The sequence below is a fragment of the Streptomyces sp. SCPE 10 genome (genome assembly GCF_051980735.1).
GTDB classification, from domain to species: domain Bacteria; phylum Actinomycetota; class Actinomycetes; order Streptomycetales; family Streptomycetaceae; genus Streptomyces; species Streptomyces misionensis.
This window is the reverse complement of record NZ_CP197069.1, coordinates 7,014,747-7,037,872: the sequence shown is the minus strand read 5'-3', so window position 1 is coordinate 7,037,872 and position 23,126 is coordinate 7,014,747. Positions and strand designations below refer to the sequence as shown.

The 23,126-nt window shown below is 72.8% G+C and carries 20 protein-coding genes; 10 read left to right on the top strand and 10 right to left on the bottom strand.

What is annotated here, in order from left to right:
- The first annotated feature begins 67 nt into the window (after positions 1-67).
- Positions 68-1,192 carry an XdhC family protein gene (locus tag ACSP97_RS32205; RefSeq protein WP_440555523.1) on the top strand — a complete coding sequence of 375 codons (1,125 nt, stop codon included), beginning with the start codon at positions 68-70 and terminating at the stop codon, positions 1,190-1,192.
- Positions 1,193-1,241: 49 nt separating this feature from the next.
- On the opposite strand, the gene dxs is transcribed toward ACSP97_RS32205, so the two are convergent.
- Entirely contained in the window at positions 1,242-3,140 is a 1,899-nt protein-coding gene (dxs, locus tag ACSP97_RS32200; RefSeq protein ID WP_355150646.1) for a 1-deoxy-D-xylulose-5-phosphate synthase, read from the bottom strand.
- A gap of 164 nt (positions 3,141-3,304) precedes the next feature.
- On the opposite strand from dxs, the gene ACSP97_RS32195 reads away from it, so the two are divergent.
- Positions 3,305-3,652 carry a tetratricopeptide repeat protein gene (locus ACSP97_RS32195; protein WP_355150648.1) on the top strand — a complete coding sequence of 116 codons (348 nt, stop codon included), beginning with the start codon at positions 3,305-3,307 and terminating at the stop codon, positions 3,650-3,652.
- Positions 3,653-3,697: 45 nt separating this feature from the next.
- A complete protein-coding gene (locus tag ACSP97_RS32190; protein ID WP_355150650.1) occupies positions 3,698-4,342 on the top strand; it encodes a peptide deformylase in 645 nt (214 codons plus the stop codon).
- A gap of 24 nt (positions 4,343-4,366) precedes the next feature.
- Here ACSP97_RS32190 and xylA read toward each other — a convergent pair whose 3' ends face one another.
- Positions 4,367-5,515 carry a xylose isomerase gene (xylA, locus tag ACSP97_RS32185; RefSeq protein WP_440555520.1) on the bottom strand — a complete coding sequence of 383 codons (1,149 nt, stop codon included), beginning with the start codon at positions 5,513-5,515 and terminating at the stop codon, positions 4,367-4,369.
- A 395-nt stretch (positions 5,516-5,910) separates the two neighbouring features.
- Here xylA and ACSP97_RS32180 point away from each other — a divergent pair, with 395 nt between their 5' ends.
- Positions 5,911-7,119, top strand: coding sequence for an ROK family transcriptional regulator (locus tag ACSP97_RS32180; protein WP_440555518.1), 1,209 nt, complete (start codon positions 5,911-5,913; stop codon positions 7,117-7,119).
- 220 nt (positions 7,120-7,339) lie between these two features.
- Here the strand turns inward: ACSP97_RS32180 and ACSP97_RS32175 are convergent, their stop codons facing one another.
- From ACSP97_RS32175 to ACSP97_RS32160, 4 genes are all read right to left on the bottom strand, one after another.
- A complete protein-coding gene (locus tag ACSP97_RS32175; RefSeq protein ID WP_440555516.1) occupies positions 7,340-8,575 on the bottom strand; it encodes an ROK family protein in 1,236 nt (411 codons plus the stop codon).
- Positions 8,576-8,612: 37 nt separating this feature from the next.
- The gene (locus ACSP97_RS32170; protein WP_440555514.1) at positions 8,613-9,893 is read right to left on the bottom strand and encodes a sugar ABC transporter permease; all 1,281 of its coding nucleotides are present in this window, start codon (positions 9,891-9,893) and stop codon (positions 8,613-8,615) included.
- Entirely contained in the window at positions 9,890-10,666 is a 777-nt protein-coding gene (locus tag ACSP97_RS32165) for an ATP-binding cassette domain-containing protein (protein WP_440555512.1), read from the bottom strand. Before ACSP97_RS32165 ends, ACSP97_RS32170 begins: the two co-directional genes overlap by 4 nt.
- A gap of 95 nt (positions 10,667-10,761) precedes the next feature.
- Positions 10,762-11,856 (bottom strand): sugar ABC transporter substrate-binding protein, encoded by a 1,095-nt coding sequence (locus ACSP97_RS32160; RefSeq protein ID WP_440555510.1) that lies wholly within the window; start codon positions 11,854-11,856, stop codon positions 10,762-10,764.
- Positions 11,857-12,254: 398 nt separating this feature from the next.
- On the opposite strand from ACSP97_RS32160, the gene ACSP97_RS32155 reads away from it, so the two are divergent.
- Entirely contained in the window at positions 12,255-13,490 is a 1,236-nt protein-coding gene (locus ACSP97_RS32155; RefSeq protein ID WP_440555508.1) for an epoxide hydrolase family protein, read from the top strand.
- 60 nt (positions 13,491-13,550) lie between these two features.
- Here the strand turns inward: ACSP97_RS32155 and ACSP97_RS32150 are convergent, their stop codons facing one another.
- Positions 13,551-14,981: a dihydrolipoyl dehydrogenase family protein gene (locus ACSP97_RS32150; RefSeq protein ID WP_355526656.1), complete on the bottom strand. Its 1,431-nt coding sequence runs from the start codon at positions 14,979-14,981 to the stop codon at positions 13,551-13,553.
- A 171-nt stretch (positions 14,982-15,152) separates the two neighbouring features.
- Between ACSP97_RS32150 and trxA the strand changes: the two genes are divergently transcribed.
- Positions 15,153-15,527, top strand: a complete 375-nt coding sequence (gene trxA, locus ACSP97_RS32145; protein WP_355150658.1) for a thioredoxin — start codon at positions 15,153-15,155, stop codon at positions 15,525-15,527.
- Between the two features lie 33 nt (positions 15,528-15,560).
- Here trxA and ACSP97_RS32140 read toward each other — a convergent pair whose 3' ends face one another.
- Positions 15,561-16,556, bottom strand: coding sequence for a LacI family DNA-binding transcriptional regulator (locus ACSP97_RS32140; protein ID WP_358269853.1), 996 nt, complete (start codon positions 16,554-16,556; stop codon positions 15,561-15,563).
- Positions 16,557-16,663: 107 nt separating this feature from the next.
- Positions 16,664-17,332 carry a TetR family transcriptional regulator gene (locus ACSP97_RS32135; RefSeq protein ID WP_355150662.1) on the bottom strand — a complete coding sequence of 223 codons (669 nt, stop codon included), beginning with the start codon at positions 17,330-17,332 and terminating at the stop codon, positions 16,664-16,666.
- 99 nt (positions 17,333-17,431) lie between these two features.
- On the opposite strand from ACSP97_RS32135, the gene ACSP97_RS32130 reads away from it, so the two are divergent.
- The 3 genes from ACSP97_RS32130 (at position 17,432) to ACSP97_RS32120 (ending at position 20,179) form a co-directional block, all read left to right on the top strand.
- A complete protein-coding gene (locus ACSP97_RS32130; protein WP_355150664.1) occupies positions 17,432-17,995 on the top strand; it encodes an NAD(P)H-dependent oxidoreductase in 564 nt (187 codons plus the stop codon).
- A gap of 178 nt (positions 17,996-18,173) precedes the next feature.
- Positions 18,174-19,139: an alpha/beta hydrolase gene (locus ACSP97_RS32125; RefSeq protein WP_358678763.1), complete on the top strand. Its 966-nt coding sequence runs from the start codon at positions 18,174-18,176 to the stop codon at positions 19,137-19,139.
- 116 nt (positions 19,140-19,255) lie between these two features.
- Positions 19,256-20,179 carry an NADP-dependent oxidoreductase gene (locus ACSP97_RS32120; protein ID WP_355526664.1) on the top strand — a complete coding sequence of 308 codons (924 nt, stop codon included), beginning with the start codon at positions 19,256-19,258 and terminating at the stop codon, positions 20,177-20,179.
- Positions 20,180-20,245: 66 nt separating this feature from the next.
- Here ACSP97_RS32120 and ACSP97_RS32115 read toward each other — a convergent pair whose 3' ends face one another.
- Positions 20,246-22,348 (bottom strand): cellulose binding domain-containing protein, encoded by a 2,103-nt coding sequence (locus tag ACSP97_RS32115; RefSeq protein ID WP_440555504.1) that lies wholly within the window; start codon positions 22,346-22,348, stop codon positions 20,246-20,248.
- A gap of 244 nt (positions 22,349-22,592) precedes the next feature.
- Here ACSP97_RS32115 and ACSP97_RS32110 point away from each other — a divergent pair, with 244 nt between their 5' ends.
- A complete protein-coding gene (locus ACSP97_RS32110; protein WP_355150672.1) occupies positions 22,593-23,045 on the top strand; it encodes a type II toxin-antitoxin system PemK/MazF family toxin in 453 nt (150 codons plus the stop codon).
- Positions 23,046-23,126: the final 81 nt, after the last annotated feature.

Sequence of the window (23,126 nt, the reverse complement as noted above, 5' to 3'; positions counted from 1 at the left end):
GCACCGGCGTGCGGCCGGGTATCCGGTGGGGTGTGGCGGTGGTGCGCGCTGCCGAAGGAGGCACAGGATGCGGGACATCGCGCAGGGCCTCTCGTCCTGGAGTGCGTCGGGCAGACGGTTCGCGGTGGCGACGGTCGTGCGGACCTGGAAGTCGGCGCCACGCCAGGCCGGGTCGTCGCTGGCGGTCGCCGAGGACGGAGAGGTGATCGGGAGCGTCTCCGGCGGCTGTGTCGAGGGGGCGGTGTACGAGCTGGCGAGCGAGGTGCTGCGGACCGGCGAGCCCGCGCTCGTCACCTACGGGGTGAGCGACGACGACGCGCTGGCGGTCGGCCTGACCTGCGGCGGGATCATCGAGATCCTGGTCCGGCCGGCGGGTGCGGGACGCTTTCCTGCACTGCCCGGCGTGCTGGAGGCGATCGGTGCGGGCTGGCCCGTCGCGGTGGTGTCCCCGCTGCCCGCGGAGGGGGGCGGCGCGGAGCCCGATCCCACGGCCGCCCCGGCCGGGCAGCTGATCGTCACGCCCTCCGGCAAGGAGGGCACGCTCGGGGACGCCCGGCTGGACGCGGCGGTGACCGAACGGGCGCAGGGGCTGCTGGCGCAGGGCGGCACCGGTGTGGTGCGGCTCGGGCGATCGGGCGAGGAGCGGCGCGACGACCTGGCGGTGTTCGTGGAGTCCTTCGCGCCGCCGCCGCGGATGCTGGTGTTCGGCGCCATCGACTTCGCCTCCGCGGTGGCCCGGATCGGCAAGTTCCTCGGCTACCACGTCACCGTGTGCGACGCCCGCCCGGTCTTCGCCACCCGCCGGCGCTTCCCGGACGCGGACGAGCTGGTGGTCGACTGGCCGCACCGGTACCTGGAGTCGGCGGAGGTGGACGAGAACACGGTGATCTGCGTCCTCACCCACGATCCGAAGTTCGACGTGCCCCTGCTCCGGCGGGCGCTGCGCACCCCGGCCCGCTACATCGGCGCGATGGGCAGCCGCCGGACGCACGAGGACCGGCTGCGGCGGCTGCGCGAGGAGGGCATGAGCGAGGCGGAACTCTCCCGGCTGTCCTCGCCCATCGGCCTCGACCTGGGCGCCCGCACCCCGGAGGAGACGGCGGTCGCCATCATGGCGGAGATCATCGCGTTGCGGTGGGGCGGGACGGGGCGCCGGCTGACCGAGACGACGCCGCTGCCCATCCACCGCTGACGCCCGCGCCGGCGGCGGTTCCCCGGAGCCGCCGCCGGTGGGACGCGGCTCAGCCGGGGAAGACCATCTCGTCGCGGCCGAGGCCCGCGAAGACGCCCGAGACCCGGCGGGCGACATCCGCCGCCGTCAGGCCGACGCGGGCCAGCACCCGGTCGCGCTCGGCGTGGTCGAGGAACTCGACGGGTACGCCGAAGTCCCGTACGGGGACGTCCACTTCGGCGTCCCGCAGGGCCTGTGCGACGGCGGCGCCCACGCCCCCGGCGCGCACCCCGTCCTCGACGGTCACCACGAGCCGGTGCCGGGCGGCGATGCCGGGCAGCGCCGCGTTCACCGGCTTGATCCAGCGCGGGTCGAGCACGGTGGCGCCGATGCCCTGCTCGGCGAGCCGGTCGGCGACCTCCAGGCACATCGGGGCGAGCGCGCCGACGGAGACCACCAGCACGTCGGAGCCGTCCTCGGCAAAGCCGCGCAGCACGTCCATGCCGGCCACGGTGGCGACGGCGGCCACCTCGGGACCGACCGTGCCCTTGGAGTAGCGGACCACCGTGGGCCCGTCCGCGACCTCGACGGCCTCGCGCATCTGGGCGCGCAGCTGGCCGGCGTCGCGCGGCGCGGCGATGCGCAGGCCGGGGACCACCTGGAGTACGGCCATGTCCCACATGCCGTTGTGCGAGGCGCCGTCGTCCCCGGTGATGCCGGCCCGGTCGAGCATGAAGGTCACCGGGCAGCGATGCAGGGCCACGTCCATCAGCAGCTGGTCGAAGCACCGGTTGAGGAAGGTCGCGTACACCGCGACCACGGGGTGCAGCCCGGCCGTGGCGAGGCCGGCCGCGGAGGTCGCCGCGTGCTGCTCGGCGATGCCGACGTCGAAGAACCGGTCGGGGAACCGTTCGGCGAAGGGACCGAGGCCGGTGGAGCGCTGCATGGCCGCCGTGATCGCCACGATGTCGTCGCGTTCGGCGCCGAGCCGGACCATCTCCTCGCCGAAGACGGTGGTCCAGTCCTTGCCGGCGACGGAAACCGGCTTGCCGGTGTCGGGGTCGATCACCTTGACCTGGTGGAAGCGTTCCTCGGACTCCTCGGCGAAGCTGTAGCCGCGGCCCTTCTCGGTGATGCAGTGCACGATCACCGGCCCGCCGAACCGCTTCGCCCGGGCCAGCGCCGACTCCAGGGCGTCGGTGTCGTGGCCGTCGATCGGGCCGACGTACTTCAGGCCCAGGTCCTCGAACATGCCCTGTGGCGCGATGAAGTCCTTCAGGCCCTTCTTCGCGCCGTGCAGCGCGTCGTAGACCGAGCGGCCGACGATCGGGGTGCGGTCGAGGACGGCCTTGGTGCGCTCCAGGAACTGCTCGTAGCCGTCGGTCGTGCGCAGGGCCGCCAGATGGGTGGCGAGTCCGCCGATGGTGGGGTTGTACGAGTGGCCGTTGTCGTTGACCACGATGACCAGGGGGAGCGTCTTGTCGGCGGCGATGTTGTTCAGCGCCTCCCAGGTCATCCCGCCGGTGAGGGCCCCGTCGCCGACCACCGCGACGACCGAGCGGTCCCGGCGGCCGGCCAGCCGGTCGGCCTTGGCGATGCCGTCGGCCCAGCTCAGGGCGGCGGAGGCGTGCTGGTTCTCCACGATGTCGTGGGGCGACTCGGCGCGGCTCGGGTAGCCGGAGAGACCGCCCTCCTTGCGGAGCCGAGAGAAGTCCTGGCGGCCGGTCAGCAGCTTGTGCACATACGTCTGGTGGCCGACGTCGAAGACGATGCGGTCCCTGGGCGAGTCGAAGACCCGGTGCAGCGCGATGGTCAGCTCGACCACGCCCAGGTTCGGCCCCAGGTGGCCGCCGGTGCGGGAGACGGAGTCGACGAGGAACGCGCGGATCTCCTCGGCCAGGGTCCCCAGCTCGCCGGCGTCGAGCTTCTTCAGGTCCTGCGGGCCGTGGATGGTCTCCAGAATGCCCATGCGTCGTTCTCCTTCGGCGCTGCTGTAAGGGGATCGCCCCACCCTGTCACGACCGAAGCCGACAGGCTGTCAATTCGGCCGAATTCGGGCGGTGGGCGGCCACCGGCAAGGTAGTGGAATATTGAACTACCTGTCTCGGTTGTGAGCGGCGAAGGAGGTCACCAGTGGACACCACGTACTACGACCACGGCACGCCGGCCGAGCGCTGGGAGCGAGCGCGGGCGTTCTTCGACGCGAAGGACTACGCGGGGGCTGCGCGGGTGCTGGCCGGGCTGGTCGAGGAGGTGCCGGAGCAGACCGCGCCCCGGCTGCTGCTGGCGCGCGCCTACTACCACTCGGCCCAGCTGCGCCGCGCGGAGGCCGAGCTGCGGACCATCGTGGACCGCGACCCGGTGGAGCACTACGCCCGGCTGATGCTGGGCCGCACGCTCGAAAGGCAGTCCCGGCACGAGGAGGCGCGGCAGCATCTGCGGATCGCCTCGGCGCTCGCCGGCGACTTCGCGGAGCGGTGAGCCGGGCGCCTCGTGCGCCCCGGGCCGCCGTGGCATCCTGGCGCGATGGCACCCGACCGTGATCACGCGCCGCTCGCCGAACGGGTCGAGGCACTCCTCGCCGCCGGCGGCCCCCTGCCCATCGTCGCCGCCGGCCGGCCGGTGCTGCGCCGCGCCACCGAGCCGTACGACGGCCAGCTGGGCCCCGCCCTGCTGGCCCGCTTCGTCGAGGCCCTGCGCCTGACCATGCACGCCGCGCCGGGCGTGGGCCTCGCCGCGCCGCAGGTCGGCGTGGAGCTGCGGATCGCGGTCCTGGAGGACCCGGCGCCGGTGCCGGAGGAGATCGCCGCGGCCCGGGGCCGCCGTCCGCAGCCCTTCCGGGTACTGGTCAACCCCTCCTACGAGCCGGTCGGCACCGCGCGGGCCGCGTTCTTCGAGGGCTGCCTCAGCGTGCCGGGCTGGCAGGCGGTGGTCGCACGGCACGCCGAGGTGCGGCTGCGCGCCGAGGACGAGCACGGCAACCCGCTGGACGAGGTCTTCACCGGCTGGCCCGCCCGGATCGTCCAGCACGAGACGGACCACCTCGACGGGGTCCTCTACGTCGACCGCGCCGATCTGCGCTCGCTGTCCACCAACGAGGCGGTCGCGGCCCTGTGGTCCCAGCCGTCCCCGGAAGCGGCCGCCGAGGCCCTCGGTTTCCGGCTGCCGTGACCGCCTGCCGGCCACGGCAGGAGGTCAGCGGCTGCCGAGCATGTGCTCGACCGCCAGCTGGTTGAGGCGGGAGTAGTGGTAGCCGCGGTCGCGGGCGGCCTCGGCGTCGAACTCCTCGGCCCGCAGGGACTCGTGACTCTCGCCCGCCGCGATGGTGGGCACGGTCAGCTCGTCGATCCGGCAGGCCCGCATGGCCTCCTGGACCTCGGGGTCGGCGCGGAACGCCTTGGCGCGCTCCTTGAGGATCAGATAGGTGCGCATGTTGGCCTCGGCCGAGACCCACACGTCCTCGGCGTCCTCGGTACGGCCGGGCTTGTAGTCGAAGTGCCGCGGGCCTTCCCAGCCGCTGCTCTCCAGCAGGTCGACGAGGAAGAACGCGCTCTTGGTGTCACCGTGGCCGAACACCAGGTCCTGGTCGTAGCGCGGGCCGTGCTGGCCGTTGAGGTCGATGTGGAAGAGCTTGTCCTGCCACAGGGCCTGGGCGATGCCGTGGACGACGTTCAGCCCGGCCATCTGCTCGTGCCCCACCTCCGGGTTGAGGCCGACCATGTCGTGGTGCTCCAGGGTGGAGATGAAGCCGAGGGCGTGGCCGATGGTCGGCAGCAGGATGTCGCCGCGGGGCTCGTTCGGCTTGGGCTCCAGGGCGAAGCGCATGCCGTAGTTCCGCTCCTCGACGTATCCGGCGAGGTGGTCGATCGCCTCGCGGAAGCGTTCGAGCGCCACGCGCACGTCCTTGGCCGCGTCGCTCTCCGCGCCCTCCCGGCCGCCCCAGAACACGTAGGTCCTGGCACCGAGTTCGGCCGCCAGGTCCAGGTTGCGCATCACCTTGCGGATCGCGTGACGACGCACGTCGCGGTCGTTGGAGGTGAAGGCGCCGTCCTTGAACACCGGGTGCTTGAACAGGTCCGTGGTGGCGGCGGGCACCACCAGGCCGGTCTCGTCGAGGGCCTTGCGGAACGCGGCGATCGCGGCGTCCCGGTTCGACTCGACGGCCAGCAGGTCGTCGTCGTGGAAGGTCACGCCCCAGGCGCCGAGCTCGGCCAGCTTGTGCACCGTGCGCACCGGGTCGAGCGGCGCGCGGGTGGCCTCGCCGAACTGGTCGCGCTCCTGCCAGCCGACGGTCCACAGCCCGAAGCAGAACCGGTCTTCGGGGGTGGGCTGGAAGCTCGCCATGCTCGCTCCTGGTGAAATCGTCAATGATGTGGACTAAAGCTAAGCACTACCGGGCCCGGCCGCCAAGACCCTCGCAACCGACGGCACTCGAAGAGGGCTGCCACCAGCGCGGGCAAGGCGACGGAGACGCCGTTCGCACCCTCGCGAAGGCCGATACCAGCAGGCATAACGGGACAAACCCGCCCACGCTGAAACCCGGCCCCTATTCCTCCGCGCACCTCCACTACACATTTCGGCAACCACATGGATTAATAATCCGCCGCAAGGACTGCGCGAACGGCTGCTGCGGGAGGGCGAGTGCCGAGCCCGGCCGCCGGGAGCCGCGCCGCCGTGGCGCGAGCGGCTTCGCAGCAGGCCGGCGCGGTCGGCGGGCGCCCACCGACTAGCCTTGCCCCATGCCATCCGAAACCCGCGAGCCCATCCGCCATGCCTCGATGCGGGAGCGGAACCTGGCCGTGCTGCTCGGGGTGATCGCCGAACACCAGCCGGTCACCCGGGCCCGGCTCGCCGTGCTCACCGGCTTCACCAAGACGACCGTCTCGAACCTCATCGCGGTGCTCGCGGAGGCCGGGCTCGTGCACGACGGGGACATGCTGCACGAAGGGGACCGGGGCCGCCCGGGCATAGGTGTGTCGGTCAACGGCGCGGGCGCGGCGGGCCTCGGGCTCGAAGTGAACGTCGACTACCTGGCCGCGGCCGTGCTCGATCTGGGCCGGCGGGTGCGCTACCGGCTCCTGGTGGCGGCGGACAACCGCAACCGCAAGCCCGGCGAGATCGCCGCCGCGCTGGCCCGGCTGGCCCAGCAGGCGGTGGACTCCGCGACCGAGCAGGGCCTGCCGGTGATCGGGGCGAACGTCGCGCTGCCCGGCCTGGTGGACCGCGCCGGAATGCTCCGCGCCCCCAACTTCGCCTGGCGCGACGTGCCGGCGGCGGACTTCACCGACCTGGGCCTGTCCGGGCTGAAGCTGCCGACCGGGGCGGAGAACGAGGCGAACCTGGCGGCGCTCGGTGAGCTGTGGTTCGGCGCGGGGCCGGCCGTCCTGGGCGACTTCGTGCACGTGTCCGGGGAGATCGGCATCGGCGCGGGCGTGGTGCTCGGCGGCCGGGTGTTCCAGGGTGCGCACGGCTACGCGGGGGAACTGGGCCACCTCCAGGTGGATCCGGCCGGTGAGCCGTGTGCCTGCGGTGCGCGCGGCTGCCTGGAGCGCGTCGCCGGGCGGGACGCGATCCTGCGGGCCGCCGGACTCGGGGACTCGGCCGCCGCCGTGGGCGCGTTGGAGCCGCTGTCGGCGCTGACCACGCTGCTCGACGCCGGCGACCGGGACGCGACCGAGGCGGTGCGGCGGGCCGGCGACGCGCTGGGACGGGCGCTGACCGCCGTGGTCAAGGTCCTCGACCCGGACTCGATCGTGCTCGGCGGCATCTTCTCCGCGCTCGCCGCGTGGACCACCCCTTCCGTGGAGGCGGCGCTGCGCGCCGGCGGACTCTACGGGCAGGTGCCGACCGTCGCGGTCTCCTCACTCGGCAAGAACGCGGCGGTACTCGGCGCGGCGGGCCAGGTCGTCGAGCACGTCCACGCCGACCCGGCACTGCTGCTGCGCTGACCGCGCGCGCCCGGACCGTGCACGTACCGTTCCGGCGGGCTCGTCGCCCGCGTCCCCGGGAACCGCGCGACGGCGGCCCGCGCGCCTTCGGGGTCGCGCCTCGCCACCTGTACGGGGCACACGTTCGGCAGCGCGGCCGGCTTCTCCGGGTATGCGCCGCTGATGTCGCCGGCGCCCACCACGCCGGTCCGCAGCGGGTCGGCCATGCCGGGAACCGGCGTCAGCCGAGCAGCGGTGGGGCCAGTCGTTTCCCGGGAGCGTCGGCCAGGACGGCGAGGGGGTCGGCCAGCAACGCGGAGAATCCCAGTTCGGCGGCGCCCACCAGAACGGTGTCCTCGCCGAGCCGGCTGACGCGCAGACAGAGTTTCTCGCGGGAGGCGGCGAGGGTGCTGACGTTGATACGGCTGCGGATCTGCGCGGCCGCGCCGAGGAACAGGTCGCGGAGCATGCCGCCGAAGATGACGACGCTGGGGTTGAAGAGGTTGACCAGGTTGGCGACACCGACGCCGAGCCAGTCGCCGACCTGGTGCAGCGCGGCCCGCGCGACCACGTCTCCCCGGTCGGCGGCGGAGACGACCGCCCGCACCACCTCCTGGCCGGTCTCCTGCGGATCGCGGCCGGCGGCGGCGAGCAGGGCCCGTTCACCGGCCTCGGCTTCGAGGCAGCCGCGGGCGCCGCAGCCGCAGGGGCTGCCGTCGCGCGGGTTGACGATCATGTGGCCGACCTCGCCGCCGTACCCGTCCGTGCCGCGCAGCAGCCGGCCGCCGGTGACCAGACCGCCGCCGATACCGATGTCCCCGTGCAGATAGACGACGTTGTCACTGCCGACCCCGGCGCCCCGCAGGTGTTCGGCGAGGGCGCCGAGGTTCGCCTCGTTGTCCACCTCGACGGGGACGCCGAGGTCGAGCCGGCCGGCGAGTTCGGCGCGGAAGTCCTGATCGGTCCAGCCCATGTTGGGGGCGCGCCGCACCAGCCCGTCGGGGTGCCGGACGATGCCCCGCACCGCCACCCCGACGCCGACGCAGCGGCTGCCGGGCTCCGCGATCGCCAGCATCTGCCGGGCGAACCCGGCGAGCGCGTCGGCGACCTTCGCCGGATCGTTCGGCTCGTCCATCGGCCAGGAGCGTTCGCGCCGGTCGAGGAAGACACCGCCGAGCCCGATGCGGGCGGCCGCGAGACGATCCACCCCGACGTCGTACGCGAGCACGTACACCCGGGCCGACTCCGGCCGTACGACCAGCGAGGGCCGGCCCGCCCGGCCGGTGTCGCGCGGGAGTTCCTCCAGGACGAGCCCGGCCGTGGTCAGATCGGTGACCAGCCCCAGGATGGTGCTGCGGTTGAGCCCCATGCGGTCGGCGAGGGCGGCCCGGGAGACGGGCCCGCCGATGTGGACGTGGTGCAGCAGGGTGCTGAGGTTGTGCCGTCGGATCTCCTCCTGGGAATGGCCGACCTTCATGGCACGGGGACCTCGTTGTCACGGGAGCGTGGGGCGTTCATCGCTGTACGGCTCGGTGTCGGGACAGCGCGTCCACACCCGCGGCCACCAGCAGCACCGAACCCGTGACAGCGTACTTGACCCCCGAGCTGTACCCCATGAGACCCATGCCGTTCTGGATGACGGCCACCAGCATCCCGCCCAGCACTGCGTCGACGACCCGGCCCCGCCCGCCGAAGAGACTGGTGCCGCCGATGACGGCGGCCCCGACGGCGAGCAGCAGCACGTTGCTGCCGCCGGTGTTGGGGTCCACGGAGTTGCCCCGGGAGGCCGCGATGATGCCGCCGACCGCCGCCATGGCGGAGCAGATGACGAAGGCGGCGATGCGGATGAACGCCACGTTGATGCCGGCCCGCCGGGCCGCCTCGGCGTTGCCGCCGACGGAGTAGATGTGCAGTCCGAACGGCGTGCGCTGGAGGACGAACGTGCCCAGCACGAGCAGGACGCCGATGAGCGGCACCACGATGGGCACGCCCTTCAGCGAGACCACCACCGCGTTGCGGCTGCGCTCCTGGTTGAGCACGTACACGGCCAGGGCGCCGAGCAGCGTCGGCAGGCCGAGGCGGACGGCGACCAGCACCGGCGGGGTGGTCGCCAGTCCCCGGCGGCGTCGGTTGTGGTCACGGCGCAGCAGGATCGCCGCGTACACCGCGACACCGCACACCAGCAGCAGCCATCCGGCCGTCGGCGAGAGGTTGTCGTTGGCGATGGCGAGCAGGGTCTTGTCCTCGATGGAGATGTTCGTGCCCTCCTTCAGCAGGATCAGCACGATGCCCTGGAAGCCCAGGAACGCGGCCAGCGTGACCACGAACGACGGGATGCCCACCTTCGCCACCAGTGTGCCCAGGAGCAGGCCGATGACGACGCCGGTCAGCATGGCGGCGGCGACGGCGCCGTACCACGGCCATCCGTGGTCGGTGAGGAGGATGGCCAGCACCGCGGCGCAGACACCGCTGGCGTATCCGGCGGACAGGTCGATCTCCCCGAGGAGGAGGACGAAGACCAGCCCCATGGCGATCGCGATGCTGCCCGCCCCCTGGGTGAGCAGGTTGGCGAAGTTGAGGTCGGAGAAGAAGACCGGGCTGAGGATCCCGAAGAAGACGCAGAGCGCCACCAGGCCGAGGACCGCGGGCATGGCCCCGAGTTCGCCGCCGCGCAGCCGGTCGCGGTAGCCGGTGACCAGCGCGCGCAGACCGGCGTCGGCGGCGTCGGGCCGCGCGCCGGACGCGCCGGGGTTCTCGGGCCGTTCCGGCTTCTCGGGGGCGACGGCGGCGGTCATGCGGCTGCTCCATTGGTGTCGGTGAGGCCCAGGTTTCCGCTGCGGCCCGAGGTGATCAGTTCGACGAGCTGGGCGTGTGTCACGTCGGAGGTCCTGACCTGGGCGGCCGTCCGGCCCAGGTAGAGGGCGGCGATCTGGTCGGACACCGCGAAGACGTCGTTCATGTTGTGCGAGATCAGCACCACGGCCAGGCCGTTGTCGGCCAGCCGCCGCACCAGTTCCAGGACTTGGGCGGTCTGGGCGACGCCCAGTGCGGCGGTCGGCTCGTCGAGGATGACGAGCTTGCTGTTCCACAGCACGGCCTTGGCGATGGCGACGGTCTGGCGCTGGCCGCCGGAGAGGCTGGAGACCCGCTGCCGCAGGGACTTGACGGTCTTGACCGAGAGTCCGGCGAGGGTCTTGGCGGCCAGTTCCTCCATGGTCGCGTCGTCGAGGAGCAGACCCCTGCGCTTCTCCCGGCCGAGGAACATGTTCTGGACGATGTCCAGGTTGTCGCACAGGGCGAGGTCCTGGTACACGATCTCCACGCCGAGCGCGGCGGCGTCCCGGGGGCTGTGCATCTGCACCCGCTCGCCGTCGAACCAGTACTCGCCGGCGTCGATGGAGTGGATCCCCCCGATGCATTTGACCAGGGTGGACTTGCCGGCGCCGTTGTCGCCCACGAGGGCGGTCACTTCGCCGGGGCAGGCGCTGAAGGACACGTCGTGCAGCACCTGCACCGGGCCGAAACTCTTGTTGACGCCGCGCAGTTGAAGGATGGGGGTCGCTGTCATGGAGGACGGCTCCTGAAGTCGTGGGGCCGCGGGTTCCCAAGGCGGTCAGGGCACCTTGGAACCCGCGGCCGGCCGGTGGGCCCGGCAGGCGGGGGTTACTGGATGCCGGCCTTGGCGCACAGGGCGGCGTACCGGCCGGTGCACAGCTGGGCCTTGGTCACGTATCCGTCGTTCACGACGTCCTTGACGTTGTCCTTGTAGACGGCGACCGGGGTGAGCAGCACGGAGGGCACCGCACGCCCGCCCTCGGGGTCCTTGACGCTCCCGTTGGTCTGCCCCTTCTTGCCCTTGGCCAGGGCGACGGCGAGCCGGGCGGTCGCGTCGGCCTCCTTCTTGACCGCCTTGTAGACGGTCATGCACTGGTCGCCGGTCAGGATGTTCTGCAGGCCCTGCACGGTGGCGTCCTGCCCGGTCACCGGCACCTGGCCGTTGCGGTGGTTCTTGCGCAGCACCGCGATGGCCGCGTTGCCGAGGCCGTCGTTGGCGGCCAGCACGCCGCCGATCCTGGGCTCGCTGGTGAGCATCTGCTCGAAGATGGTCCCGGCCTGGGCGTTGTCCCAGTCGGGCACGGACTGGTTGGGGCCCTTGACGTACTCGCCGGAGCTGTACTTGGGGTCGAGGACGCTGTTGTAACCCTGGGCGAAGAGCGTGGCGTTGTTGTCGGTGGGCGAGCCGTTCAGTTCGGCGACGACCGGCTTCTTCGCCTTCATGTCCGACAGGCACTTGCTCAGGCCCTCGCCCTGGAGCTTGCCGACCACCGTGTTGTCGAAGCTCACGTAGTACTGGGCGGAGCCGCCGAGCGTCAGCCGGTCGTAGTCGATGGTGGCCACGCCCTGGGCCTTGGCCTTGTCCAGGACGGCCTTGCCGGTGCCGCTGTCGAGGTTGACGATCACCAGGACGTTCACGCCGCTGCTGATCATCTGGTCCGCGATGGTCTGGAACGCCTGCTTGTCGCCCTGGGCGTTCTGGATGTCGTAGTCGACGCCCGCCGCCTTGAACGCCTTGGCGAGGTAGGGGCGGTCGGCCGTCTCCCAGCGGGCGGAGGACTTGCTGTCCGGGAGGATCACACCGATCTTCGGCTTCTTGCCGCCGGAGCCCGACGAGTCGTCGCCCGACGAGGAGTTCCCGCAGGCGGTGAGCGTCGTCAGCAGCGCCACGGAGGCTGTGGTGAGGAGGAGCCCCTTGCGCATGGGCAGGGTCCTTTCTGGGGCGTGGCCGGGTGTGCACCCGCCCACGGTTGGTGCACGAAGGAGTGTGGGACACGGAAGCGCACGCGTGACCGGCTTCGGTGGGTATCGACGTCCACCGGGGCTGAATGTTGTCGGCCAGAACATAGGGCCCCGGCCGCCGTCTCGGCCACCCCCGCGCAACCCTGAAATCGACCGGAGCCGGTAACGAATCGGCCACGTCGCCCGAACCCCGGCGTCCGGCCCGGATGCGCGACCGGATCGGCAGGCTCAAAAGCCTTGGCGCCAGGGGGCGTTGGCATATCGTCAAAGCCCGCACCGAAGAGCGCCGGCCCGGCTCACCGGCCGACCGCCCGGCAGGCTCGGGACACCGCTCGCCCCCGTCCGGAAGGAACCACGCCATGGCCGCCCCGCAGGCCTTCCCGCTGGAACCCGCCCCGCTCCATGTGCCCGACGAGGTCCTCGACGACCTGCGCGCCCGGCTCGCGTCCACCCGTCCGCCGGTGGACGAGGGCAACGAGGACTGGTCCTACGGCGTCCCCGCCGGCTATCTCGGCGAACTGGTCGCCTACTGGCGGGACGGCTACGACTGGCGCGCGGCCGAGGCCGCCATCAACCTCCACGAGCACTACCAGGTGAGCGTCGCCGGTGTCCCGGTGCACTTCCTGCGCGAACCCGGGCGCGGCCCCCGGCCGATCCCGCTGATCCTCACCCACGGCTGGCCCTGGACGTTCTGGCACTGGTCGAAGGTGATCGGCCCGCTCGCCGACCCGGCCGCGTTCGGCGGCGATCCCGAGGACGCCTTCGACGTCATCGTGCCGTCCCTGCCCGGCTTCGGCTTCCCCGGTCCACTCACCGGCTTCCCGGACGTCAACTTCTGGAAGGTGTCCGACCTCTGGCACACCCTGATGACCGAGACACTGGGGTACGAGAAGTACGCCGCCGGGGGCTGTGACATCGGCGGCATCGTCACGAGCCAGCTCGGCCACAAGTACGCCGACGAGTTGTACGGCATCCACATCGGCTCCGGGCTGCCGCTCGACTTCTTCAACGGCCCCCGCGCCTGGGACTTCGCCCGGAACCGGCCGCTCACCGAGGACCAGCCCGCCGACGTGCGCGCCCGCCTCGTCGAGATGGACCGCCGCTCGGCCTCCCACCTCGCCGTGCACATGCTCGACGGCGCCACCCTGGCCCACGCGCTGAGCGACTCGCCCGCCGGGCTGCTCGCCTGGCTGCTGGAGCGCTGGAACGCCTGGAGCGACAACGGCGGCGACGTCGAGTCCGTGTTCAGCAGGGACGACATGCTCACCCACGCCACGATCTACTGGGTGAACAACTCGATCGCCACGTCGATGCGTTACTACGCCAACGCCAACCGCCACCCCTGGTCGCCCGCCCACGACCGCACCCCGGTCGTGCAGGCCCCGGTCGGCCTCACCTTCGTCCGTTACGAGAACCCGCCCGGCGTCCACACCGCCAAGGAGCGCGTCCGGGCGTTCGAGACCGGCCCGCAGGCCGCCTGGTTCAACCACGTCAACGTCAACGCCCACGACCACGGCGGCCACTTCATCCCGTGGGAGAACCCCGACGCCTGGGTGGACGACCTGCGCCGCACCTTCCGCGGCCGCAGGCCCTGAACGGCATCCGGTCCGGCCGGCGGGTGGGCCGGCCGGACCGGATGCCTCCGCGTTCGCGGCTCAGTTGTCCCGGTACGCCTCCAGCAGCCGCAGCCACACCTCGCTGAGGGTCGGGTACGACGGCACCACGTGCCACAGCCGGCTGACCGGGACGTGTCCGGCGACGGCGACGGTGGCGGAGTGGATGAGTTCGCCGACGCCCGGGCCGACGAAGGTGACGCCGCGCAGGATCTCGTCCTCCAGGTCGACGACCATGCGGGCGCGGCCCTTGTAGCCGTCGCCGTACAGGGCGGCGCCGGCGACGGAGGAGAACTCCACGTCCACGGCGCGGACCCGGTGGCCGGCCTGCTCCGCCTCGGCGAGCGAGAGGCCGACGGCGGCGGCCTCGGGGTCGGTGAAGACGACCTGGGGTACCGCCTCGTGGTCGGCGGTCGCCGCGTGCGCGCCCCAGGGGCCGTCGAGCAGCGGGGTGCCGGCCGCGCGGGCGCCGATGGCCGCACCGGCGACCCGGGCCTGGTACTTGCCCTGGTGGGTGAGGAGCGCGCGGTGGTTGACGTCGCCGACGGCGTAGAGCCAGTCGGTGCCGGTGACGCGCAGGGTGTCGTCCACGTCGAGCCATGAGCCGGGTTCCAGGCCGACGGTGTCGAGCCCGATGTCGTCGGTCTGCGGGACGCGGCCGGTGGCGAAGAGGATCTCGTCGGCCTCGAACCGCTCACCCGAACGGGTGCGGGCCACCACGGTGCCGTTCTCCCGGGTGACGGACTCCACGGACGCGCCGACGCGCACGTCGACGCCCGCCCCGGTGAGCGACTCGGCGACCAGCTCCCCGGCGAACGGCTCCATCCGGTTGAGCAGCCCCTTGCCGCGCACCAGCAGGGTGACCCGGGAGCCGAGCGCCTGCCAGGCGGTGGCCATCTCGGTGGCGACGACACCGCCGCCGACGACGATCAGCCGGCCCGGCACCGACTCCGCGCTGGTGGCCTCGCGGCTGGTCCACGGCCGTACGTCGGCGAGGCCGGGCAGATCGGGCAGCTGGGCGCGGGTGCCGGTGCAGACCGCGACCGCGTGCCGGGCGGTGAGGGTGGTGACCGTGCCGTCCGACACGGTGACGGTCACCGTGCGGGGCCCGGCGAGGCGGCCGTGGCCCCGGTAGAGGTCTGCGCCGATGCCCTCGATCCAGCCGACCTGGCCGTCGTCCTGCCAGTGGGAGGTGAAGTCGTCGCGCCGGGCGAGCACGGCGGGGGCGTCGAGGGGGCCTTGGACCGCTTGGGCGAGACCGGGCAGCCTGCGGGCGTCGGACTGGGCGATGACCGGCCTGAGCAGCGCCTTGCTGGGCATACAGGCCCAGTACGAGCACTCGCCGCCGACCAGTTCGCTCTCCACGACCGCGGTGGTGAGACCGGCCGCGCGGGTGCGGTCGGCGACGTTCTCCCCCACGGGCCCGGCCCCGAGCACCACGACGTCGTACGCGATGGTTTCCGTTTCCGTCATGGGATCAGTCTGCTGGGTGGTGTGCGCGTCGGCCACATGGGTACGAGCGCGGGACGCGGGCGTCCGGTGCGCAGGGCATCCGGGTGCGCGCGGACAGGGTGCGGAATAGGCTGCCCGGCGGCCGTGTTTCCGCCGTCGGCACACCCCACACCAGGAAGAGGGAACCAGGCCATGAGCAGCACCGTGGAACTGACCAAGGAGAACTTCGACGACACGGTCACCGAGAACGATTTCGTTCTCATCGACTTCTGGGCGTCCTGGTGCGGGCCGTGCCGGCAGTTCGCGCCGGTGTACGAGAAGGCCGCCGAGGAGAACCCGGACCTGGTGTTCGGCAAGGTGGACACCGAGGCCCAGCCGGAGCTGGCCCAGGCGTTCGGCATCCAGTCCATTCCGACGCTGATGATCGTGCGCGACCGGGTGGCCGTGTTCGCGCAGCCGGGCGCGCTGCCCGAGGCGGCCCTCACGGACGTCATCGGCCAGGCGCGCGAGCTGGACATGGACGAGGTCCGCAAGAGCATCGCCGCGCAGGAGAACCAGGGCCAGTAGTCCCTCGGACCGCTCGCGGGCGGCGGGCCGGGCTCAGGTGGAGTCGCGGGGTACGACCGAGACGTCCAGCACCCTGTGCACCTCCGGCTCGCCGCCCGTCTCGCGCACCACGCGGTCGACCAGCGCGGCGAGGTAGCGGCCCGAGGGCAGTTCGATGCGGACGGTGCTGAGCCGGGGCCGCAGCAGCCTGCCGAGCATCAGGTCGTCGGCGCCGATCACGGCCACGTCCTCGGGGATGCGCAGGCCCTCGTCCTGGAGGGCGCGCATCAGCAGCATGGCGTACTCGTCGTTGTAGGCGAAGACGGCGTCCAGGCCGGGCCAGTGGGCGGCGAGCCGGGCGGCGGATTGCTCGGTGTAGGCGAGCGGCACCTCGGTGACGGTCGCGCCGGTGCCGCGCAGGGCCTGGCGGGCGCCCGCGACCCGGGGCCGCGAGCAGGGCTCGAGGCCGGGTTCGGCGGGGACGACGACGCCGATCCGGCGCCTGCCCCGCTCGTACAGATGGGCGGCCGCGCACCGGCCCACGGCCTCGTGGTCCATCAGCAGGGCGTGCGCGCCGTCGACGCGTTCGGGGCCGAGGGTGACCACCGCGCGGGTGCCCGAGCGCTTGAGGATCGCGACGCCCCGCGGCCCGCACCCGGAGCCGGGCACCAGCACCGCCACGGGCCGCAACTCGGCCCAGGCACGGGCGGCTTCGTCGCCCTCCAGGCCGATGGAGCCGTACTGGACGACGGTGTAGTCGAGCCGCCCCAGCGCCCCTTGCACCTCGCTCAGGAACGCGCTGTAGAGGGGGCCCGCCGGGATCGCCGGGGCGGGCATGAGGACCGTACGGCTGTGTCCGGCGCGCAGGCTGCGGGCGGCGGCGTGCGGCACGTACCCCAGCTCCCGCGCGGCCTCGTGGACGCGGCGGCGCGTGGGCTCGCTGATCCGTACGGAGCGGGTGTTGTTCAGGACGTAGGACACGGTCGCGCGCGAGACGCCGGCCAGGCGGGCCACATCGGCACTCGTGGGCGTGTTCGGTTTCTGCACCATGACAGACCGCATCCTGGCAGAGCGGTCCGGCACCGCGGCGGGCGGGGGATCGTGGTTCGCGATTGGACCAATTGCCGTATGGTGTACGGCCGTTGGCTCCGGGGAGGTCAGGTGGGCGGGTCCGTGCGGGTCACCCGGGCGACCAGGTCGACCCAGGCCGCCTCCAGCCGCTCCATGGGCATCCCGAGCTGCCGGGTCAGATGATGGATCAGCGCGGGGTCGAGCGAGGCGAGCAGGGTCTGGGCCAGCAGTTCGCAGTCGGCGTCCGGCACGATCTGCCGCAGCAGCATGGTGACGTGGGTGCGCAGCGCCTGGACCGCGGGGTGGGAGAAGCGGCGGCAGGCCTCGGGCTGGGCGGCCAGTTGGAGTTCCAGCTGTTCGGCCGAGCGGTAGAGCACCGCGATGCCGAACGCGCGCAGCCGCTCCAGGGGCGGTGCGCCGGGCCCCAGCGGCGGTGGTCCGCCCAGGAAGTCGGCCTGGAGCCGCCGGCCGGAGTGGTCCAGCAGGGCCATCAGCAGTCCCGTGCGGTCCCCGAAGCGTCTGAAGACGGTGCCCTTGCCCACCTTGGCCGCCGCCGCGACGGCCTCCATGGTGACCCCGGCCACGCCGTGCTCGGCGATCAGCCGGGCGGCGGCCTCCAGGAGCCGGGCGCGGTTGCGGGCCGCGTCGGCGCGCAGGCCGGTCTCTTCGGGAGCCGTACCGAGCTCCAGCAAGGTCGGCTCCTGCGGCGTCGGAAGGGGGTGCGGCAGGCGGGACATGAACACAGCGTAAAGCACCGGAGCAGAACTGGACCAGGGTCCGGTTAAGGTGGTAGAAAGTTAAACGGACCTTGGTCCGGATCGTAACGGCGATGTTTCAGCCCCTGGAGATTTCCCATGTCTGTTCGTATCCTCGCGCTCGTCGGCAGCCTCCGCGCCGGTTCGCACAACCGTCAGCTGGCCGAGGCGGCCGCCAAGCTCGCCCCTGAAGGTGCCGAGGTCGTGATCTTCGAGGGCCTGGCCGACGTGCCCTTCTACAACGAGGACATCGACGTCGAGGGCAGCGTCCCGGCCGCCGCCGCGAAGCTGCGTGAGGCCGCCCAGGCCGCCGACGCCTTCCTGCTGTTCTCGCCCGAGTACAACGGCACCATGCCGGCCGTGCTCAAGAACGCCATCGACTGGCTGTCCCGTCCGTTCGGCGCCGGCGCCTTCGGCGGCAAGCCCGTCGCCGTCATCGGCACCGCCTTCGGCCAGTACGGCGGCGTGTGGGCGCAGGACGACACCCGCAAGTCCGTGGGCATCGCCGGCGGCAAGGTGATCGAGGACATCAAGCTGTCCATCCCCGGCTCCATGACCCGCTTCGCCGAGACCCACCCGGCCGACGACACCGAGGTCGCCGGCCAGCTGACCGAGGTCGTGACGCGCCTGCACGGCGTCGCCGCGGAGATCACCGCCGCCTGAGCCTCGGCACCGCACGCGCCCGAAGGGGCCGGAACCCGCTGGTTCCGGCCCCTTCGGGCGTTCGGGGACGCTACGGCACCCGGGTCACACCAGGCGCCGCGACCGACTCCCGGCGCCTCCGGGGGGTATGCGGACGATGGCCGTACCGCCGTGCCGCGAACCGTCCGAGGAGGAAGCCGTGCCCCTGGTCCCGCCCCCGTTCGACCCGGAACTCGCCGCGTGTCTGGAGTCGCTGGGGGACGCGGCGGTGCCCGGGTTCAGCCTGGCGGACCTCGACGCGGCCCGGCGTGGCGCGGGTGTCGGCGCGGAGCTGACGGACCTCACCCTGGGCGGCGCCTTCGAGGTGACGGAGTGCGCGGTGCCGGGGCCGCCGGACGCCCCCGGGATCTCCCTGGTGGTCTGCCGCCCGGTGTCGGCCACGGCTGCGCTGCCGGTCCTCTACCACGTGCACGGCGGCGGCATGATGGCCGGCACCGGCCGCGCCGGGATGGACGTACCGCTGGACTGGGCGCGGGAGTTGGGCGCGGTGGTGGTGTCGGTCGAGTACCGGCTCGCGCCCGAGCACCCGCATCCGGCGCCGGTCGAGGACGTGTACGCGGGCCTGCGGTGGACGGCCGGGCACGCGCGGGAGATCGGCGGCGACCCGGAGCGGATCGTGGTGGCGGGCGCCAGCGCGGGCGGCGGGCTGACGGCCGCCGTCACCCTGCTCGCCCGGGACCGGCGGGGGCCGCGTCCGCTGGGCCAGCTGTTGCTGAGCCCGATGCTGGACGACCGCAACGACACCGTCTCCAGCCACCAGATGACCGGCGTCGGCCTCTGGGACCGCACCGCCAACGAGACCGCCTGGACGGCGCTGCTCGGTGCCCGCCGGGGTGGGCCGGACGTCTCCCCGTACGCGGCCCCGGCCCGCGCCACGGATCTGTCCGGACTGCCCCCGGCCTATCTCGACACCGGCTCGGCGGAGACTTTCCGGGACGAGACGGTCGACTACGCGTCCCGCCTGTGGCAGGCCGGCGGCGCGGCCGAACTCCACGTCTGGCCGGGCGGGTTCCACGGCTTCGACACCCTGGCCCCGCAGGCGGCCCTGTCCCGGGCGGCGCGGGCGGCGAGGATCGGCTGGCTGCGACGGCTGCTGGGCGACTGAGACGCGGGCCGCCGGACACGGGGACCCCTTTCACCACGCCCTTGCCGACGTCACCGTTCGGTGGACCCGCGGCACCGCCTGGAATGATCCCGTCCGCTCGTGAGTTGACCGGTGGCATGAAGGCCATCGCACTCGACACGTACGGATCCCCCGACGACCTGCGGCTCGTGGAGCTGCCCGAACCCAAGGTGGCACCCGGCGAGGTGCTGGTCCGGGTGAAGGCGGCCGGGGTCAACCCGGTCGACTGGAAACTCGGCGCCGGCATGCTGGACGCCGTCATGGAGACCCGCTTCCCGCTGATCTCCGGCTGGGACGTCGCGGGCGTGGTGGAGCGGGTCGGCTTCGACGCCACGGAGTTCGCCGTGGGCGACGAGGTCTACGGCTACATCCGCAAGGACTGGGCGCAGAACGGCGCGTACGCCGAGCTCGTCTCGGCGCCCGTGCGCACCCTCGCGAAGAAGCCCGCGTCGCTGAGCTGGGAGGAGGCGGCGGGTGTCCCGCTCGCCGGGCTCACCGCGTACCAGTCGATCGAGCGTCTGGGCGTCGACCGGGGCGACGTGGTGCTCGTGCACGCCGCGGCCGGCGGGGTCGGCTCGCTCGGGGTGCAGATCGCCGTCGCCCGCGGCGCGCGCGTCATCGGCACGGCGAGCGAGCGCAACCACGAGTTCCTGCGCTCGCTCGGCGCGGAGCCGGTCACCTACGGCGAGGGGCTCGCCGACCGCGTCCGGGAGCTCGCTCCCGAGGGCGTCGACGCGGTGCTCGACTTCGTCGGTGACGGCGCGGTCGGGCAGTCGCTGCCGCTGCTGCGGCGGCCGGGCCGCGTCGCATCGATCGCCGACGGCCAGGCGGCGCTCGACGCGGGCGGCCAGTACGTGTGGGTACGTCCGTCGTCCGCCGATCTGACGACCCTGGCCGCTCTCGCGGACGCGGGCAGGCTCACGGTCCACGTGGAGCAGGCGCTGCCGCTGGCGCAGGCGGCCGAGGCCTGGCGGCTGAGCCAGTCCGGACGCACCCGCGGCAAGATCGTCCTCACGGTCTGAGCCCGGAGGACCCCGCGACCGGGAGTCGCGCCCTGGGTGGCGCCGCCCCCACCCAGGGCTCCGTGCTCAGGAGATCGTCCGGCAGACCGTTCCGTTGAGGGTGAACGCCGTCGGGGCGGGGTTGGCGCCGTCGTTGGCGCCCACGAAGCCGAACTCGGCGGAGTTGCCGCCGTTCGGCGCGAGCCGGGCGTTGTTCGCGGTGCTGGTCACGTGGACGTGCTGCCCGTCGCTGGTGACGTCGGCGTTCCACCACGAGGAGACGGACTGCCCGGCCGATGGCCAGTCGAAGGTCAGCGTCCAGCCGTCGATGTCCGCCGGGCCGACGTTGCTCACCACGACGTCGGAGACGAAGCCGTTGCCCCAGCCGGAGGTCACCTGGTACGAGACGGTGCAGGTGCTGTCGTCCGGCGTTCCGGTGGTGAAGGTCAGCGGGACGGAGGGCCGGGAGAGGTGTCCCGCCTTGTCCCGGGCCAGCACGTTGACCGTGTGCCGGGAGCCGGCCGGCAGATTGCGGATCGTGGCGGACGTGCCGGTGGCCGAACCGAGCAGCTGGATGCCGGTGCCGAGCTGCTCGTAGACCTCGTAGCGGTCCACCGCTCCGTCGGCGGCCGGCCAGCCCAGGGTGACGCTGCTCGCGCCGACCGACGTGGTCTGCGGTGTGCCGGGGGCGCCGACGGTGGCGGCGGAGGAGCCGGTGCCGCTCTTCGGATGCATCGTCAGCACCGTGATGGAGGAGGGCGCCAGGGTGACCGAGTCGGCGGTGGCGGTGCCGGTCGCGTCGACCAGATCGTCGTCACCGGGTGCCCACCGCCGCACCTGCGGGGCGGCGGAGTCGGCGGTGAAGCCCAGGTAGCGCAGGTCCACGGTGTGCGCGGCGGTGGTGCTCTGGTTCAGCAGCAGCACGCTGAGGTCGCCGTCGGCCCGGAGCACCGCGTGCGAGGAGACCTCGGGACCGGAGGTGCCGGAGGCCACCATGGTGTCGCCGGGGTCGCTGAGGGCGCCGAGCGTCTTGATGCCGTAGTACGGCGCGAACGGGGTGTTGACCGCCGGCTCGCAGACGCTGCCGGTGCAACTGCCGCTGGACAGCATGCCCATGTCGCCGTAGTCGGTCTCGCCGCCCACGGTGGTGATGGCGCCCGCGCCGTTGTGGGTGTCCCACCAGTCCACGGTGAAGACGCCGTTCTCCATCGCCGTGATCATGGCCTCCGCGGCGAAGAGGCCGTTGGGCCTGCTGGTGAACGCGCCGCCGCCGGAGTTGGAGTTCACCTCGGTCATCGCGATGCCGATCCGCGCGGAGTCGGCGCCCGCGTACCGGTTCACCAGGTTGCGCACCTCGCGCAGCTCGCCGGGCAACTGCCGCACGGCGGCCAGCGACTGCGCGCCGGTGCTGGTGTTGGGGTACCAGTGCACGCTGACGAAGTCGATGTCGTGGGCGACGGCGGCGAGCACGGTGTGGTTCCAGTCGCCGGTGTCGCCGGTGGCCACGGAACCGTCGGGCCAGTTGCCGGGCATGGTGAGCACCGCGCCGATCTTGACGGTCGGGTCGACCGCCTTCATGGCTTTGGCGTAGGCCTCGACCTCCCGGGCGTACTGGTCCGGGGTCTTGTCGGCGTGGGTGTCGTTCTCCCAGCCGCTGCCGTAGACGCCGTTGCCGTAGATCTCGTTGCCGATCTCCCAGTACTTGGCGCCGTAGCCCTTGGTGACGTTGGCGTACCGGACCCAGTCCGCGGCCTCCTTGGCCGTCCCGGAACCGTAGTTGGCGATCAGGATCGGCTGGGCGCCGGAGGCCTTGACGGTGCCCATGAAGGCGTCGAAGTCGGTGCCCGGGGCGACGTAGCCGCCGGGCGCGGTGTTGTCGACCCAGTGGTAGATGTCGGCGTAGGAGCCGCCCGGGTAGCGCAATGCGCCGATCCCCGCGGCCCGGTACAGGGAGGACACCTCCGGGTCGTTCATGTTCGCGTCCCAGATGGCGGTGTTGGCGCCGAGCGCGGTCGGGCTGACGGTGCCCAGGCCCGCGCTCGCGTTGACCGTGACCGTGGTGTCGGCCGGGTCGGCCGCGGCGGCGGGCGTGGCGAGCGGCAGCACCGCGGCCGCCACGGCCAGGGCCGCCGAGGCCGCGACGGCGAGCGGGCGACGCGGCCCGTCTGGTCGTCTCCTGCGGAACATCATGGGGGTGTTCCTCCCGGGTGATGCGCCGGCCCGGGGCCACGCCGCGGAGCCGGACGATGAACGGGGAACGTGCGGCGTGCAGCGACCGCGCCGACCGTCGACGGGGCGACGGCGGCGGGGCTTGGGAGCGCTCCCATGATGGGAGCGCGTCCCAGCCGTGTCAATCGTCCCGACCGTCCCGACCGAGGAAGCCGGCCAACGAGGCGCCGGGGCATGGAATTTGCCGGCGGGCTAGGGTGCCCCCGTGAGCACGTACACCGACATCGATGAGAACGTCCCCGGCCGTCACGGCCCGCACGCCACCGCCGAGGCCGACCCGCGCGAGGTGGGCCGGGTGCGGACGGAGTACTCCCCCGCCTGCGACGGCGATCCGGACCCCGGCGAGATCGTCTGGACCTGGGTGCCGTTCGAGGAGAACGACGGGCGGGGCAAGGACCGGCCGGTGCTGGTCGTCGCCCGGGAGGCGGCGGGCACCCTGCTGGCCGTCCAGCTCTCCAGCAAGCGGCACGACGGCGACCGGGAGTGGGTGGCGATCGGCAGCGGGCCGTGGGACCGCTCGGGGCGCGACTCCTGGGTGGACGTGGACCGGGTGCTGCGGCTGCACGAGGACGGGATGCGCCGGGAGGCGTGCGCCTTGGACCGGATGCGGTTCAACCTCGTCCGGCAGCGGCTGCACCAGCGGTACGGCTGGACCTGAACACGCCGCCGGACCTCGGCCGCCGACGCAGGGCGTACGACGGCCGAGGCCCGGCACTCAGCCGCCGACACGCGGGAACAG